This window comes from Alphaproteobacteria bacterium LSUCC0719 (genome assembly GCA_040839025.1).
In the GTDB taxonomy this organism is placed as follows: Bacteria; Pseudomonadota; Alphaproteobacteria; order Puniceispirillales; family Puniceispirillaceae; genus UBA8309.
In genome coordinates, this window is sequence record JBFPJN010000001.1 from 492,035 (window position 1) to 508,336 (window position 16,302).

At 57.1% G+C, this 16,302-nt stretch carries 17 protein-coding genes; 6 read left to right on the forward strand and 11 right to left on the reverse strand.

Annotation, left to right across the window (positions count from 1 at the left end; translation table 11 throughout):
- Nucleotides 1-67: 67 nt before the first annotated feature.
- The 3 genes from AB3X55_02350 to AB3X55_02360 all read left to right on the forward strand — a co-directional run bounded on the left by AB3X55_02350 (nucleotide 68) and on the right by AB3X55_02360 (nucleotide 2,742).
- Nucleotides 68-1,051 (forward strand): ABC transporter substrate-binding protein, encoded by a 984-nt coding sequence (locus AB3X55_02350; GenBank protein MEX0502420.1) that lies wholly within the window; start codon nucleotides 68-70, stop codon nucleotides 1,049-1,051.
- A 120-nt stretch (nucleotides 1,052-1,171) separates the two neighbouring features.
- Entirely contained in the window at nucleotides 1,172-1,990 is an 819-nt protein-coding gene (locus AB3X55_02355) for an ABC transporter ATP-binding protein (GenBank protein MEX0502421.1), read from the forward strand.
- Nucleotides 1,987-2,742, forward strand: a complete 756-nt coding sequence (locus AB3X55_02360) for an ABC transporter permease (protein MEX0502422.1) — start codon at nucleotides 1,987-1,989, stop codon at nucleotides 2,740-2,742. The genes AB3X55_02355 and AB3X55_02360 overlap by 4 nt, the downstream gene beginning before the upstream one ends.
- 75 nt (nucleotides 2,743-2,817) lie before the next feature.
- Here the strand turns inward: AB3X55_02360 and AB3X55_02365 are convergent, their stop codons facing one another.
- From AB3X55_02365 to AB3X55_02375, 3 genes are read right to left on the reverse strand one after another with little or no spacing between them, the layout of a single operon-like run.
- Nucleotides 2,818-3,879: a dipeptidase gene (locus tag AB3X55_02365; GenBank protein MEX0502423.1), complete on the reverse strand. Its 1,062-nt coding sequence runs from the start codon at nucleotides 3,877-3,879 to the stop codon at nucleotides 2,818-2,820.
- Nucleotides 3,869-5,065, reverse strand: a complete 1,197-nt coding sequence (locus tag AB3X55_02370; protein ID MEX0502424.1) for a beta-N-acetylglucosaminidase domain-containing protein — start codon at nucleotides 5,063-5,065, stop codon at nucleotides 3,869-3,871. The genes AB3X55_02365 and AB3X55_02370 overlap by 11 nt, the downstream gene beginning before the upstream one ends.
- Nucleotides 5,062-5,610: a L,D-transpeptidase gene (locus AB3X55_02375; GenBank protein MEX0502425.1), complete on the reverse strand. Its 549-nt coding sequence runs from the start codon at nucleotides 5,608-5,610 to the stop codon at nucleotides 5,062-5,064. Before AB3X55_02375 ends, AB3X55_02370 begins: the two co-directional genes overlap by 4 nt.
- A 199-nt stretch (nucleotides 5,611-5,809) precedes the next feature.
- Here AB3X55_02375 and AB3X55_02380 point away from each other — a divergent pair, with 199 nt between their 5' ends.
- Nucleotides 5,810-7,141, forward strand: a complete 1,332-nt coding sequence (locus AB3X55_02380; protein ID MEX0502426.1) for an MFS transporter — start codon at nucleotides 5,810-5,812, stop codon at nucleotides 7,139-7,141.
- On the opposite strand, the gene AB3X55_02385 is transcribed toward AB3X55_02380, so the two are convergent.
- Nucleotides 7,095-8,348, reverse strand: a complete 1,254-nt coding sequence (locus AB3X55_02385; protein MEX0502427.1) for an N-acetylmuramoyl-L-alanine amidase — start codon at nucleotides 8,346-8,348, stop codon at nucleotides 7,095-7,097. The two genes, AB3X55_02380 and AB3X55_02385, sit on opposite strands and share 47 nt — an antisense overlap.
- A complete protein-coding gene (locus tag AB3X55_02390; GenBank protein MEX0502428.1) occupies nucleotides 8,345-9,502 on the reverse strand; it encodes an anhydro-N-acetylmuramic acid kinase in 1,158 nt (385 codons plus the stop codon). Before AB3X55_02390 ends, AB3X55_02385 begins: the two co-directional genes overlap by 4 nt.
- A gap of 329 nt (nucleotides 9,503-9,831) precedes the next feature.
- Between AB3X55_02390 and nagA the strand changes: the two genes are divergently transcribed.
- Nucleotides 9,832-11,043 (forward strand): N-acetylglucosamine-6-phosphate deacetylase, encoded by a 1,212-nt coding sequence (nagA, locus tag AB3X55_02395; protein ID MEX0502429.1) that lies wholly within the window; start codon nucleotides 9,832-9,834, stop codon nucleotides 11,041-11,043.
- Between the two features lie 21 nt (nucleotides 11,044-11,064).
- Here the strand turns inward: nagA and AB3X55_02400 are convergent, their stop codons facing one another.
- Nucleotides 11,065-12,129, reverse strand: coding sequence for an Ldh family oxidoreductase (locus AB3X55_02400; GenBank protein ID MEX0502430.1), 1,065 nt, complete (start codon nucleotides 12,127-12,129; stop codon nucleotides 11,065-11,067).
- Nucleotides 12,130-12,392: 263 nt separating this feature from the next.
- On the opposite strand from AB3X55_02400, the gene AB3X55_02405 reads away from it, so the two are divergent.
- The gene (locus tag AB3X55_02405; protein ID MEX0502431.1) at nucleotides 12,393-12,836 is read left to right on the forward strand and encodes a YaiI/YqxD family protein; all 444 of its coding nucleotides are present in this window, start codon (nucleotides 12,393-12,395) and stop codon (nucleotides 12,834-12,836) included.
- 5 nt (nucleotides 12,837-12,841) lie between these two features.
- On the opposite strand, the gene AB3X55_02410 is transcribed toward AB3X55_02405, so the two are convergent.
- The 5 genes from AB3X55_02410 to AB3X55_02430 form a co-directional block, all read right to left on the reverse strand.
- The gene (locus AB3X55_02410; GenBank protein MEX0502432.1) at nucleotides 12,842-14,023 is read right to left on the reverse strand and encodes an NAD(P)/FAD-dependent oxidoreductase; all 1,182 of its coding nucleotides are present in this window, start codon (nucleotides 14,021-14,023) and stop codon (nucleotides 12,842-12,844) included.
- Nucleotides 14,024-14,025: 2 nt separating this feature from the next.
- A complete protein-coding gene (locus AB3X55_02415) occupies nucleotides 14,026-14,193 on the reverse strand; it encodes a hypothetical protein (protein MEX0502433.1) in 168 nt (55 codons plus the stop codon).
- Nucleotides 14,194-14,319: 126 nt separating this feature from the next.
- Nucleotides 14,320-14,457 (reverse strand): hypothetical protein, encoded by a 138-nt coding sequence (locus tag AB3X55_02420; protein MEX0502434.1) that lies wholly within the window; start codon nucleotides 14,455-14,457, stop codon nucleotides 14,320-14,322.
- Nucleotides 14,458-14,472: 15 nt separating this feature from the next.
- The gene (locus tag AB3X55_02425) at nucleotides 14,473-15,234 is read right to left on the reverse strand and encodes an ABC transporter permease (GenBank protein ID MEX0502435.1); all 762 of its coding nucleotides are present in this window, start codon (nucleotides 15,232-15,234) and stop codon (nucleotides 14,473-14,475) included.
- Between the two features lie 4 nt (nucleotides 15,235-15,238).
- Nucleotides 15,239-16,159 carry an ABC transporter ATP-binding protein gene (locus AB3X55_02430; protein ID MEX0502436.1) on the reverse strand — a complete coding sequence of 307 codons (921 nt, stop codon included), beginning with the start codon at nucleotides 16,157-16,159 and terminating at the stop codon, nucleotides 15,239-15,241.
- Nucleotides 16,160-16,302 lie beyond the last annotated feature (143 nt).

A 16,302-nucleotide genomic window follows, 5' to 3' on the forward strand; every position in this document is an offset into this window, starting at 1 on the left:
ACCAATCGCAGGGTGCCGAGACGTGGGAGTTAACAAGATGATCAAAATAATCGGTAAAACATTTGCGATGGCCCTTGTCGGGGTCATGGCATCGGCGTCCAGTTTCGCCGCTACAAAGATCCAGTTCGCGCTGGACTGGAAATTCGAGGGTCCATCCGCCCCTTATTTTCTGGCCATTGACAATGGCCATTTTTCCGCTGTTGGGCTGGATGTCGAGGTGTCCCCCGGCAAGGGGTCGCTGGATGCGATTCCCAAGGTTGCCACCGGCGCCTTTCCTGTCGGCTTTGCTGACATCAACTCGCTGATCAAATTCCTTGACCAGAATCCCGGTGCGCCGGTCACCGCGGTGATGATGGTTTACGACAAGCCTCCCTTCGCCGTTGTTGGCCGCAAGTCGCTTGGCATTTCGGGACCATCCGATCTCGAGGGTTCGGTTCTTGGCGCACCGCCACCTGATGGTGCCTGGGCGCAGTTTCCATCCTTTGCCAAGGCCAACAATCTCGACATGAACAAGATCAAGGTCGAACCTGTCGGTTTCCCGACCCGCGAGCCGATGCTGGCCGAAGGCAAGGTTGATTCAGTCACCGGATTCTCGTTCTCTTCCTATCTGAATCTGGTTCGTCTTGGTGTACCGGAGGATGATATTTCGACCATTTTGATGGCGGATCACGGGCTGCAGCTTTATGGCAACGCCATTATCGTGAATACCGAATACGCGGCAGCCAACGCCGACACCATCAAGGATTTCCTTGGTGCGGTGGCCGCAGGATGGAAAGACGCCATTGCCAGCCCGTCAGATGCGGCGGCATCGCTGGTCAAGCGTAATCCGGCAGCCGATGCCGCGCTCGAAGAGCGTCGTCTGATCCTGTCGATCGAGGCGAATGTCCTGACCGACCATGTAAAGGCCAATGGCATGGGCACCATCGATAACGCGCGGTTCGCCGCCGCTATCGAGCAGCTCAGTGAAACCTACGAGTACAAGTCCAAGCCAGATGCGGCGCTGTATTTTACAGATGCCTATCTGCCGGCTGGCGGGTTCTCACTGAACTAGACCTGTCATGAACAGGGGGGCAGGGCACTATGATGTGGTGCGCTGCCCCGCTTCATGGCAGTCTGGCGTGCGCATGGCGGAATGACCGCCATGCCTGAACAGCTTTTATGGTCAAAATAAATGGCAGACAATTCAGCTTCCGGCACAGGTGACGGCGATCTTATCGTCATTGATGGTGTTTCGCATACCTACAAGACAAACACAGGCCCGCTTCAGGTTCTCGACGATCTGACGATCAGCGTGCCACGGCATGGTTTCAGCGCCATTGTTGGCCCGTCCGGGTGTGGCAAATCCACTGTTACACGTCTTGTCGCTGGATTGATGAAGCCTGACACCGGCAATGTCTGGCTGCAGGGAGAGCGCGTGACCTCTCCACGGTCAACGGTCGGGATGGCGTTCCAGAATCCCGTCCTTCTTGAATGGCGGAGTATCCTGAAGAATGTCATGTTGCCTCTGGAGATCGTGCCAACAAGGCTTGATGCCGCCGCCAAGGAGCGGCGCGCGCGCGACCTTTTGAAACTTGTTGGTCTTGCCGGGTTCGAAGACAAACGCCCGTCCGAGCTGTCCGGCGGCATGCGTCAGCGCGCCTCGCTGTGCCGGGCACTGGTCCATCAGCCCGAAGTGTTGATTCTTGACGAGCCGTTTGGTGCGCTTGATGCCTTCACCCGCGAGGATCTGTGGCTGACCATGCACCGGCTGCGTGCCGAAGAGCCGTTTACCGGCGTGCTGATTACGCATGATCTCCGCGAGGCCATTTTCCTGGCTGACGAGGTTGTTGTTCTGTCCGGTCGCCCGGCAACGGTTCAATACAGCCTGCAACTTCCGAATACCGGACCACGCACGCTGGACCATCTTTACACCAGCGAGGCGACGGAAACGCTGAATGTGCTTCGTGACCAGATCAGGATTGCCCGTGAAGGCGAGGAGGCAACCCAATGAGACAGGTATTTGTGCCGCTCCTGGCCATCGTCATCTTCCTGTGTTTCTGGGAAGCCCTGGTATGGGTCAATGGCTGGCCGAACTACAAGATGGCGTCACCGAGTGATCTCTGGCCAGCGTTCTGGCGGTTCAAGGGGTTGTTCCTGACCTTTGGATGGGAAACGCTGTGGCGTACCGTTGTCGGTTTGTTGATCGCCATTATTGTTGGCGTGCTGTTTGGCATGGTCATGGGGTTTTCCAAGGTCATGCGCGAGGGGCTGTATCCGCTTCTGGTTGGCTTCAACGCCATTCCAAAGGCAACCGTTGTTCCTATCGTGGCGCTGATGTTTGTCGGGCAGCATGATCTGAACACCGTTCTGATCGCCTTCATGATTTCGTTCTTTCCGATTGCCGTGTCTGTATCCATCGGCCTGTCCACTCTCGAGCCTGAATATCGTGACATTCTGCGCTCGCTTGGCGCATCGAAGCTCACGATCTTCTGGAAGATTGCCCTGCCAAAGACATTGCCTGAATTCTTTGGTGCCCTGAAGGTGGCGGTAACGCTTGCTTTCATTGGCACAAACCTGATGGAAATCGTGTCGCCGCATGGTCGTGGTCTCGGCGCGTTGTTTGACAGTGGCAAGACGAATTCCGACTATCCGCTGATGTTCGCGGTGTTGATCGCGCTCGCGGTATTGGGGATCGCGCTCTATTACGTTGTCGTGATGCTTGAAAAGATCTTTGCAGGCTGGGCGGAACGGTCGGCAGAGTGATCTGTGCCCGGTCTAAAGACTGGTTCCAGATTTAATCTGTATGTAAAGTTTGGATTTCAAGATTCTGAAATAAAACTATTTCCATATCTTTTTGAGAATGGAAATCCAATTGTCCACGCACAGCTTTGAGATCAGCGTTTCGCCAAACCCGTGGTCACGCATGGCGTCGACCAGATGTGGAAGGTCGGCCGCGCTGGCAAGCCAATCAGGCATCATGGCGCCATCATAATCCGAACCAAGTCCGACATGATCCTCGCCAAGGATCGTAATCAGGTGGTCAAGGTGACGAAGCATCACCTCAGCCGGAACATCCGGCATCATCTTGCCATCGGGGCGCAGAAAGGCTGTGGCAAAATTCAGCCCGACCATGCCGCCACTGTCACGGATCATAAAAAGCTGGTCGTCGGTCAGGTTTCGGGCGTGCGGGCAGATGGCATGGGCGTTGGAATGTGTGGCAACAAGGGGATTGCCAGAATGTTTGGCCACATCGTGGAACCCGGCCTGGTTCATGTGTGACAGGTCAATCAGGATGCCAAGCTCGTCACATCGTTTCACAAGTCGCAGTCCGGCCTCAGTCAATCCGGGTCCGGTATCCGGTTCCGAGGGAAAGGCAAAGGGAACGCCGTGACCGAAAATCGTGGGACGGCTCCAGACAGGCCCCAGTGACCGCAGCCCGGCAGCATGCAGCACGTTCAGCATGGTCAAATCGGCATCGATCGCCTCGGCGCCCTCGATATGCATGATGGCGGCGATTGTGCCGGCCTTCATGCTAGCGCTCAGATCGCCGACATTGCGGCAGATGGCAAGCGCCCCATGCTGTTCAAGTTCCAGCAGGATGTTGATCTGCGCCATGGTCACAGATACCGCATGGGACCAGTCAAGCCGGGGTGGCAGGGGCAGTTCATAGTGTTCAGCCATCATCGCTTCCAGACGCAGCCCGTGGTCGACGTCCCTTGGCGGGACATAGACCGCAAAGAACCCGCCGGCAAATCCTCCGGCGCGGGACTTTGGCAGGTCGATGGCGGCCTCATACCCGTCAGTGAAAGCGGAAGCAGGGTCCAGCGGACGCATTGCGTGCAGTTTTGACAGGACATCATTGTGTCCATCAAAGATTGGCGTCGGTGCCCTATCCTTCATCATCGCGGTTTCCTTCATCTCCGACAGGATCATTGCCGGTCTGCGTGCTGGCAAGCTTTTCATACAGCGCGGCTGTCTGCGTCTTCGCAATCCGCAGTTCTGGAAGCCTGCCGGCCGCCAGCAACAGATCATGCTTCAGTCCGAACAGGAACGGATACCATTCGCGTGCCAGCGGTGTTTTCCACCGCCATAGCAGGGTTTCAATGGCGGCAAAGCTGCTGTCGTCAGGTTGTGGGGGCGCTGCGGGAATCCGGTCATTCATCACCGGCATGTTGAACCAGGCGGCAATCTTGTGGAAATCGTCCGGAACACCGGCCTTTGCAAGCGCGCAGCGCCAGGCGGCCTCGTCGTCGCCTGCCACGATGATTTCCAGAAGAAGCAGATCTGTTTCGATCATGCCGGTGCCATTCAACATCAGATCACCCGTTGTGGCACGGTTCGCGTGAGGTCCAACGAATAACCGCCGTGGACAGTAGTCGTTGCAATAGACATTGTCCCACAGGATCAGCCGCTGTCCAAAGATGCTGCCGGCCGGTGTCGATTCCGGCGCCAGTGGGTTGGCACCGGCGACAATGTGTGATCCGCAATGAAAGACCGCCATATCCTCGGGAATGGCGGCGGTCATGGCCCGGTAGCTGTCAGCTGCGGCGTTGCTGATTTCGTCGGCATAGATGCGGGGCACGATCAGGGTCGGCACATCAAGCCGGGCGGCAAGGCGGGTGGCGATGCCGGCATGGAGTGCGATTTCGTCAGACAGGGCGGAATCAAGCGTTGATGGTGGTGGCTCAATATCGTCAAACATTATCACGATGGCAGTTGCACCAGCTGACTGCAGCGCCTGTGCCTTGGCCAGCAGCAGGTCGAATTCCGCGCTGTCGCGTCGGGAGTCGTAATCCAGCCCCGGCGCGATTCCGCCGAAAATCATCACATCACGCATTGCCGCGGCCTTGCACAGGGCGGTGAAGTGCTGAAGCCATTCCTCTGGCCACGGGGTTCGCCATTCAACCCTGTGCCGGAGATCCTCCTTCGGCGCATAGAGATAGGCATTCAGACCCAGTCCGGCCATCCGCTCTATGATCCTGTTGCGGTCCTGCCAGGTCAGCAGACGACCGTAGTAGCCTTCGATATAACCACGGATTGGCGTTGCCGGGAGATGTGGTCCCAATATCTGCTGTGGATTGTTCATGGCAGGCTGTTCTGGTCTGCCGACGGGGCGTCAGCGGCAATGTGGATGGCTGTATCGGTGGTTGCCGCGCGCAGCAGCGCCAGCATGTCCTGCTTTGTCACGGCGATACAGCCGGCGGTGTGGCTTGTGTCCGCCTCGCGAAGATGCAGGAAGATGGCGCTGCCATGATAGGGGACTGGTGGCGAATCATTATGTCCAAGCACAACAATCAGGTCGTATAGAGAATCATCACGCCACAGTCTTTCATGCCTGGCCGGATGGGGCAGGTCGACCGGCCTGTTATAGGCCGGATCTTCCGGGTCGTCGCACCAGCCCATGTCAGGCGTCAACGCAATGGTCGGCAGCCCGGTTTCGGGACAAGACATACGGTCGGGCCGATAATATAGATAGCGCAAGGGCCAGGTTCCAAGCGGTGTTGCCATGTCGCCTTCACGTTTGGCATCACCGGCAACAAAACCTGTCCTGCCGACAAGGCAGTCACAGCGGTGATGGGGGGCTGTCAGGCCATATCCGGTGCCTGTGATGGTCACGGTCCAGTCTGTCACCCTGTCATGCCTCCTCAATTGCGGGCCGGGCTGTCGCACATCCCGACTCAATATAATTTGCCTTTATTGGACAACACGGCATAGCCTGATCTCAACCATAAAGACATTCAGGTGTTGGGAGGGGTAAGTGGTTCACCAGAAAACGGCCCAGTCTTCGGGCTTCATGTCAGATATGATCACATCCTATCTTGAACGCAGGATGGCACGCATTCTCCTGCTGGGGATGATCAGCGGCTTTCCCTGGGTTCTGATCGGAAGTTCCCTGTCACTTTGGCTCAAGGAGGATGGCCTGTCGAGAAGCGCCATCGGGTGGGCCGGACTTATATTCGGTGTCTATGCCTTCAACTTCCTGTGGGCACCACTGATCGACAGGCTTCGTGTGCCGGTATTGACTGACAGGCTTGGCCACCGCAAGGCATGGATCATCACGCTTCAGGCGATAATCCTGGCCTGTCTTCTGTTGTGGAGTACGATCGATCCAACCACGTCGCTGGCGCTGGTGATTGGTGCCGGTCTGATCATCGCCATCTGTTCGGCAACGCAGGATATCACCATCGACGCGTTGCGGATCGAACAGATCGACAAGGATGACGCCAAGGGCATGGCTGCCGGCGCGGCTGTGGCGGTAGTCGGCTGGTGGTCAGGCTACAAGCTTGGCGGGATGATCGCGTTGTTTCTTGCCGACCATTTGCAGACAAGCGGGGTTGAGAACTACTGGCAGATGACATTTGTCGCGCTTGGGGTTCTTGTCGTGCTGTTCAATGTCGGGCTTGTGTTCATTCCCGAAACCGGCACAAAGGAACGTGCCGCCGATCAGCGCAACGCCCAGCGGGCAATGGCCGAGCGCATGGGAGGGCAGGGCGCGATTGTCCAGCTGATCAGCTTTGTCACGACAACGGTAATTGAACCTCTCTGGTCATTCTTCCGCAAGAACGGCATCCAGATCGGGGTAATGATCCTGGCCTTTATCTTCCTGTTCAAGATCGGTGAAGCCTTCATGGGCAAGATGTCGATCATCTTCTACAAGGAAGTTGGCTTCTCAAAATCGGATATCGCGATCTACTCCAAGGGGCTTGGCTGGATCACAACCGTCGCCTTTACGCTGATTGGCGGGCTTTTCGCGCTGCGCACAGGTGTTGTCAAAGCGTTGCTGATCTCCGGCATCGCCATGGCGGCAACGAATATCCTGTTCAGCGTCCTGCACTGGGTCGGACAGAACGAGATCATGTTCGCCATTGCGGTGATTGCCGATGATCTTGCCGCCGCATTTGCCACTGTTGCCTTTGTGACGTTCATATCGCTTCTTGTCGACCGTAACTACACGGCAACGCAATATGCACTTCTGGCCTCGATCGGCACGCTGGGGCGGACCCTGCTGGCATCGTCATCCGGGGCGCTTGTTGACTGGCTGAATGGCGACTGGGGCATCTTCTTTATCATCACCGCCATAATGGTCATTCCGGCTCTGGCGGTTCTGTGGATGCTCAGGAACAAGCTGTTTTCAAAGACCGACCATCAAGCCGCAGAATGATCGCAGGTGCGGCAGAGGCGGCGTCAACGCGTATCAATGCGTCTGATGCCGCCTCGCTTGCCACGGCATGATGATGTGCGTTGGCATGTAAGAACCTGTCCGGTGACTGAAATATCCCGACATGACCCGGCCAGAAGGCAATGTCACCGCGTCGAGCCGCTGTTGGGTCGACGGTGATTGTCCGGCTTTGTGCCTGAAACCATTCGAATTGCGGGCCGCTGTCGCGTGGACAGGCAATGCCGGTTGCCTGCAGAGCAAGCTGCAGCAGTCCCGAACAATCTATCCCGGCTGCACTTCGCCCGCCCCACAGATAGGGCGTGCCGATGAAGCGCTCGGCGATCCTGACAAAATCATCCTCCACCTCGTCGACCGGCAGGGTGGACCGAACAGGAATATATCCTGTGGTGCCATTGCCAAGGGAAATGGCGTGCCAGTCACCGGTGGTTGCTGAAACGGTCACACATGCCCCCATCGATAGCCGCATCACTGCCGGTGATTTTACATCCGGCGCGGATTGCGCGTGGATTGACGCCGCGCTGATCCGATGCGTTCCTTTGATGACGGGCCCCAATGTCCCCTCGCTGGTGATCCAGCCTTCATAATCATCCACCAGCAGACGGATACGGGTATGAGTCCCATTCTGTTCCAGGATTTCGACCAATTCCCCGAACAAGGCTTCCGTTTCCAGGGGGGAGTCCTCGGATGTGGCGCGCCGTAGCGGCAATGAGGCGGCGCAGACCATCATCTGTGTTCCATGCTCTTGGCACTGACGGTCCCGCCACCATTCGGCGACCTCGAAATTGGGACAGGTTTTGTGTGTGTCGACGGCATCGCGATGGCCGACAATACGGGCCTTTGGATACCGGCTTTGCCACTGGGCAAGAAGGTTGGCCAGACTGTCCATCTGCGCTGCGGTAAAGCTGTTGCGGCCAATCAGGCATACGCCAAGGCTTCGCTCATTGGCGCCTTTCACATGCGCGCCGCGCCAATATTCGGGTCGCCCCGCCTCGCACAGGCCATCACGCCCGATAACCCTGTGGTAGCCAATGCCATCCCATCCAAAACCAAGATGCATCGCCTGAATGTCGCGTGCCCGCAAGGGTTCGTCATCAGGCGTGTCCGAGCAATGCACGACAAGCAATTCAATGGCATCGCTTTCAAGAAGGCCATCTATCGGCTGCCGGCGAGAGGGGGGCGAACGGGTCATGCGTGGTCTCCTGACCCTGCCAGCCTAGCAGACGCATTCGATACCGCAAGCCGACCTGCCGGCATGGGCGAGGGGACGCCGGTGGTCTCTGGATAGCTTGCCGGCAGACCGGCGACATGGCGTGCCGCAAGATAGGCAAAACATTCGGCTTCGACGGCATCACCACGCCAGCCAAGCTTGTCTGCCGGGTCCAGGGCAACCCCAGCCTGTTCGGTGATCGCGCGTAACAGCGTCCTGTTATGGCGACCGCCCCCACAGACGATCAGCCTGTCGATGTTTACCGGCAGCATTGCAAGGGCCCGCGCCACACCTGCCGCAGCAAGCGCGGTCAGCAGGGCCGCCCCGTCAGCAAGAGAGAGTCCCTTTGCAAGAGATGCTGAAAAATCGTTTCTGTCCAGTGACTTTGGGGGCTTAAGTGAGAAATAGGATTTATTCATGATTTGGGCAAGCCGATCCTTGTCCACGGTGCCACTTGCGGCAATCAGACCATCTTTGTCCATCGAGCCGGCATCGTGCATCCTGATCCAGTCATCAATTGGCGCATTCGCGGGGCCGGTGTCAAATCCGATCAGACGTCCATCATCCCCCTGCCATGTGATATTGCCAACACCACCAAGATTGAGAACTGCAACCGATGGGTCGGCATTGGCGCGCTTCAGCAGCGTGGCGTGGTAACAGGGGCAAAGAGGCGCGCCGTGCCCACCTGCGGCAACGTCATCGGTACGAAAGTCGAACACCACAGGCCGTCCAATCATACTCGCCATAAGTGCGCCATCGCCAAGCTGGCGTGTGCGGCCCTTTGTGGTGGTGTCTGGAGGGTGATGCAGAACGGTCTGACCGTGAAACCCGACGGCGGATATAGCTTCCATCGGAAGGTCATGACTGCGGGCGGTGTCGATTACGGCCTGTGCCTGCGCGATTGTCAGCGCCGCCTCGGTTTCCGCAAATATGGCTGGTTCCGGACCCTCAAACTGCCAGTCCTGCGCTGCCGCAACAGACGCCGCGATCAGCTTGCGGGTATTGTCTGGATAGGGAACCAGTGCCGCCGGGCCGAATTCCAACACGATATCGCCATCGGTATGAAGAAAGGCAATGTCGATCTGGCCGTCGAGTACCGTGCCGGTCATCAGTCCGGCAAACCATCCCGGCGTCATCATGATCGGTGCTTTCGCGGCATCAAGTGGTAGCCCTGTTCCTGATGAGGTCAACACCCTCGGATCCGCCAGAAGTCTGGCAGGCACGAGGTTCCAACCCGTTCAGGATATAACAAAAACCGCTATTCCCCCTAGTCCTGATAGGAAGAATGGACAGGCTCGACCGCATTTCATGGCCAGATTTGCCTTGATCCTGTGCAGGAGTTGTCCCGGCGGTTGGCCGGTGGTTGGCTGGTGGTTGGCTGGTGGTTGGCCGGTGGTGTTTGGCTGGTGGGAATTGACCGGCGGCTGACTGTACGCCATACCAGAACAACAGGACGCTACAGATCATGGCACCAAGAATGACACCGGATGACCCCAATATTCACGCCAGCTATCGGATACAGGCAAACAGACTGTTTCCCGGTGGCGGCGAAGCGCCGCTTCTGGATCAGATCATCGAAATCAGTGACGGCGTGATCAGCCGCATTCTGCCGCTTGCCGACGTGCGTGATGCAGCGGATGGTCCGGCGGCGTTTCACCATTTTGAGATTGTGGCTCCGGGATTTATCGATCTGCAGATCAATGGGGCCGGTGGGGCGATGTTCAATGACACGCCCGATATGCCGACACTGGCCTGCATGGCGGCAGCGGCAGGCAAGGGGGGTACCTGCCATCTTCTGCCAACCTTCATTACCGCGCCCGGCACCTCTTACATGGCCGCGCTTGATGCGGTTGCGGCATGGGATGGCCCTGAAATCCTGGGCATTCATCTTGAAGGCCCCTTCCTGTCACGGAAAAAGCCGGGTATCCATCCTCCTGATGCGATCAGGCCCATGACTGACGATGATGTTGCCAGACTGTGCGCATTTGCCGGAGGATTTGCCGGTCGTGTGATGCTGACACTGGCACCGGAAGAGGCGACACCGGCGCATCTCCAACAGCTTCACGACGCAGGGATCATCCTGTTTGCCGGCCATACCGATGCCAGCGCCCAAGAAATGTCCCGGGCTGTTGATCATGGGCTGCGGGGGGTGACGCATCTCTTCAACGCCTGTTCACAGATCACCGCCCGCGAGCCTGGTGTCGTCGGGGCGGCGTTCATAGACAATAGGCTGGTGGCCGGCATTATCGCGGATGGTCATCACGTTGATCCTGACAATCTGGCACTTGCGGCACGCCTGATGTCGGGGCGGCTGTGCCTTGTTTCGGACAGCATGTCGAGCTATGGTAGCACCCTTGACTCCTTCAGTGTCGCCGGCAGGCAGGTCAGCCTGATCGACGGTCGTCTGCAAGCTGATGATGGCACGCTTGGCGGCGCGCATCTTGGTCTGGACGAGGCTGTCCGGACAATGGTGACGAGGGCGGGCGTATCGCTTGCCGAGGCGCTTGATATGGCAAGCGGGATCCCGGCCAATATTCTAGGTCTTGCGGACAGTCATGGACGAATCGAGCCGGGGCGGCCGGCCAGTCTGAGTTGCCTTGATGAAACGCTTGGCGCATGCGCCGTGATCGTTGGGGGTGTCCTGTCAGCCAATGGCTCCGGTGCCGACGGGTCGTGACGCATCACAATTGACCCGGTGCTAGAGTGCGATACCCGTCATGCCGGAAATATCATCAAAGGCATGCTGTGTTGCCGGATCAATAGGAATGCCGTCAACCCGGCGGCGGTCTGCCTCGTCCCATTCACGGTCGCCCGGTGCCATGACACGCGCGCCCTCCCGTGGCGGGCTGTTGCGAAGCGACGACAGGTAATTGCGCATCCCGGCGCTGAAGATTTCTGCTGCCACAAAGGCGGATGGATCCAGCGCGATGATGAAGGCGCCAAGATGACGCGGTGTGGACATATCCGGATCATCCATCGACATGAGTTCAGGTGAAATCCGCATGCCCGTCATGACTGCCGAGAAAATCTCGGCAACGCCGCCAAGCCCGGCTCCCTTGAATCCGAAGGCACCGCCAAGAGGTGCCAGCATGTCGGCTGTGTTCGGGTCTGTCACATCTGCTCCCGATGCGTCAGAGGCGATGCCGACCGGCAGGGTTTCACCAAGAGACTGGTAAAGCTGAACACGGTTCCAGGGGATCGAGCTTGTCGCCATGTCGAGAAGCCAAGGATTGCCGTCGGCTGGAAACCCAACCGCAATCGGGTTGGTGCCGTGATAGCGAACCGCACCATCATGCAGCCGGACCAGACTGTCCGAATTGCCGAACACTAATGCACCAAACCCCCTTTCGGCGAGGTCGAGTGCATAGGCACCAGCTGCCCCAAAATGCGAACTGTTGCGAATGCCGACAGCCGCTATCCCGGATTCGCGCGCCATTTCGCTGGCGTGGGCAGCGGCCTGATACATAGCGCGCGCGCCATGGGCGTGATCGGCATCCAGTGTTCCGGACCCATGTCTTGTCGCGGTAAAGGTCATGGCGGGAGTTCCATTCACCCTGCCGCCAAGGATGGCTTTCCGGTAATGTGGCAGCAGTCTGAAGCCATGACTGTCAACGCCATGAAGGCTGGCATGAAGCATCGCGCGCGTGGCATCGCGGGCTGTCGGCTCTTCTGCGCCAGCCTCTGTCAGGACTGCGTTGCTGAAGGTGGTAAGGCGCGCCGCCGTAATTTTATCTAGCTTGTCGGCTGATCCGGTGTTGTTCATTGTCGTCCTGTCTGGCTGAATCCTGAAAGTGATGACCTGCATATGTGGCGCAGTCCGGTTGATCAGCCTAGCCATATGAACAGGTGCCTTGCCACCCAAAATGGCGATATCATGGCTCTTGCGGTGAATTCCGCGATCAGGGTACATCAAGCGCTGACCCGGCCAGCGGACCGAATGCGGCGTTCAGGATGACGTATCTGATCGTATCTCATCGCATCGCGCTGTCGTGGATGCGGACAATCAAGGAAGGTCAGCCGATGACCATGATTTATGTTGATGCCGATGCCTGTCCGGTAAAGGACGAAATCGTCACGGTTGCGATACGTCATGGGCGGCGTGCGGTTATGGTCTGCAATGGTGGGATCAGGCCAAACCAGCATCCATTGATTGACCTTGTTGTTGTCGATGATGGACCCGATGCTGCCGATATCTGGATCGCCGACAATGTGACGCCGCATGATATCGTGATTACCAATGACATTCCGCTTGCTGCACGAACAGTCGAAAACGGCGCAGCCGTGTTGCGTCCGGATGGCAGTCCGATTACCACTGCGAACATTGGAGGGATTCTGGCGACGCGCGACCTGATGGCGGATATGCGCGCTGCCGATCCTTTTTATCAGGGAAAGGGAAAACCTTTCTCAAAGGCGGACCGTGGACGGTTTTCCCAGGCGCTTGATCAATGGCTGTCGCGTCAGACGGGATGAGCAGGCTAGGCGGCTTCGCCGGCGACAAAGCCTGAAGACCAGGCCCATTGAAAGTTGTAGCCACCAAGATGGCCGGTTACGTCAACAACCTCTCCAATGAAGAACAGGCCGGGCTGTGAGCGTGCTTCCATTGTCTTTGATGACAGCTCGCCGACATCGACGCCGCCAAGCGTGACCTCGGCAGTGCGGTAGCCTTCGGTCCCGCTCGGGGTGACATACCACCGGTTGGTTCGCTCACCCAGCCTGTTCAAGGCTGCGTTCGGCTGGTCGGCAAGACGTCCTGAAACCGATATTTCGTCCAGAATGTCGGCTGCCAGACGGCGTGGCAGCAATTCACTCAAGGCTGTCAGCACTTCCTGTCGTGGTGTATCCGTCTTGCGGGCGATCAGCCATCCGGCAAGGTCAATGTCCGGAAGAAGATTGATCTGGATGGCCTTGCCTTCCTCCCAATAGGAACTGATTTGCAGTATCGAGGGGCCGGACAGGCCCCGATGCGTGAATAGCAGCCCTTCACGGAACATCGTCTTGCCATACTGAACCTCGGCATCGACTGACAGGCCGGACAGCGCCCGGCATCTGGTCAGGAAATCCGCCTGAAAGGTGAGGGGAACAAGCGCCGGTTTGACCGCGGTGACCTTCAACCCGAACTGTCTGGCAAGGTCGTATCCGAACCGTGTTGCACCGATCTTCGGGATCGACAATCCACCGGTGGCGATGACAAGTGACTGGCACGAGATCGTGGTACCGGCAGTATGGACAAGATAGCCATCATCCGTGGCCTCGACCTTGTTTACAGCGGTATTCAGGCGAAGCTCTGCGCCGGCATCATGACATTCGGCCAGCAGCATATCGATGATCTGCTGGGCACTGTCATCACAGAATAGCTGACCAAGTTTCTTTTCATGAAACGCAATCTGGTGCTGTGTAACAAGCTGTACGAAGTCGTCTTGTGTGTAATTGGTGAAGGCCGATTTGCAGAAATGCCGATTGTTGGACAGAAAGGCGGCAGGACTGGAATGCAGATTGGTGAAATTACAGCGCCCACCCCCGGAAATTCGAATCTTTTCCGCTGGTTTGCTGGCGTGATCAAGTATCAGAACCGAGCGACCCCTGCGGCCGGCAACGCGACCACACATCAGGCCGGCCGCCCCGCCACCAATAATCACAACATCGCGCGTTTCTGTCATGGCTAGTCATCATTGCCATTAGGCTTCTGCAGGGTTTCCAGCACCTGTTTTCGTGGCAGTCCCAATGACGAGGCGATCAGCTTTATGGCCTTGTCCTTTTTGATGCCCTGTTTGCTATATGCCGCGAACAGCCGTTCTATTGTTTCAGTCTGGGCGCTTGACGATGACATGTTGATAAAGGGGCCCCACCAAAACGCATGCTGAACTTCGACAAGTGGTATTGCGTCAGCATCGTAATGCAATCATCGGTTGATGAATAGTCCATTGGTCAGGGTATTGGTCATACAGGCCAAACATCAGCCTTTATGAGATGCCTCGATTTTCGCGCGAATATGGCCACCGGCGGTGATTGGCGGGTATTTGGCGCCCTCGCCAACACAGCTTGGCAGGCATTCAATCTCGGCGTCACCACCCGGCGCATCGTTGATACCCATTCAGGTGCTGACAATTCAGGATTTCAGTCGATATCCTGTCTTGAAGATCCACCAGATGACGGCCAGACATGCGAGCATGAACCCGGATACCGCTCCGAGGCTGATGGCGACAGCAACATCGGCTGTGCCAAAGAAGGCCCATCGGAACCCCGATACAAGATAGACAACAGGGTTGAACAGCGAGATTTTCTGCCAGATCGGTGGCAGCATATCGATCGAATAGAAACTGCCTCCAAGGAACACGAGTGGGGTGATAATCAGCATCGGTATGAGATTCAACTGCTCAAAATTCTTGGCCCAGATGCCGATGATGAAGCCGAACATCGCGAAGGACACGCAGGTCAGAACCAGAAAGGACAGCATCCATACGGGATGCAGAATCTTGATGGGAACAAACAGATGTGCCGTGCCAAGAATGATCAGGCCGATCATCAGTGATTTTGTTGCCGCAGCGCCGACATATCCGACCACTGCTTCAAAAGGGGATACCGGCGCTGACATCAGCTCATAGATTGTGCCCATGAATTTTGGAAAATAGATTCCAAACGAGGCGTTGGTCAGGCTTTGCATCAGCACCGATAGCATGATCAGTCCCGGCACAATGAACGATCCGTAGGCGACGCCGTCCACCTGTTCTATACGCGATCCGATCGCCGTTCCGAAGACGACGAAATATAGACATGTCGAAATGACCGGAGATACGATGCTCTGCACGATTGTGCGGAATGTCCTTGCCATTTCAAAGACATATATTGCTTTCATTGCGTGAAGGTTCATAGCGTCACTCCCGCACCAGATTGACAAAGATATCTTCAAGTGAACTTTGCGATGTCTGGACATCGCGGATACGCAGCCCACTTGTATTTACCGCCGCGAGCAGGCGGGTGATGCCGGTCCGTTTTTCACTGGAATCATAGGTGTAGAACAATGTCCCACCGTCCCCTTCCAGCGTAAGGTTATATTCTGCCAACGCAGCCGGAATTGTCTCGATCGGATCCTGAAGATCAATTCGCAGGGTTTTCGATCCCATCTTGCGCATCAGGGTGTCCTTGTCCTCGACAATCAACAACTCACCACCATTGATGACGCCGACACGTTCGGCTATGGCTTCGGCCTCTTCGATATAGTGGGTGGTCAGGATGATGGTGACGCCGTCCTGCTTCAGCTCGCTGACGATGTCCCACATTTCCTTGCGCAATTCGACATCAACGCCGGCCGTTGGCTCGTCAAGGAACAGGATCCGCGGTTCATGACTCAGCGCCTTGCCAATCATCACACGCCGCCGCATGCCGCCGGACAGTGTCATATTCTGGGCGTCACGCTTGTCCCACAGGGACAGTTTCTTCAGTAGGGTATCGACACGGGCGGTGTCACGGGACTTGTTGAACAGGCCACGCGAGTGATGAAGGGCATCCTTTACCTTCTGAAAGCTCTCCAGCATGATTTCCTGCGGCACCAGCCCGATCAGAGAGCGTGTCTTCCGATAGTCCCTGACAATATCGTATCCATTGACGGTAACGCTGCCACTGGTTGGACGGATCAATCCGCAAATGGTCGAGATCAGCGTCGTCTTGCCGGCTCCGTTCGGGCCAAGAAGGGCAATAACCTCTCCTTCCTCGATATCAAGCGTTATGCCTTTCAGCGCTTCAGCGCCGTTGTCATAGGATTTTCGCAGGTCGCGAATGGAAAGAATGGGCGCCATCGATCTCTCTTGGGGCACGAGGGTTGATCTTTATGCAGGTGAGGGGGCTGTGAAGCCCAGCGGCAACCTACAATGTGTGTGTCGATTAGGAAAGGTCCGAGTTGTGGTGTGATCCCGCCACCTTCATTCCGTCAGCACCGGAT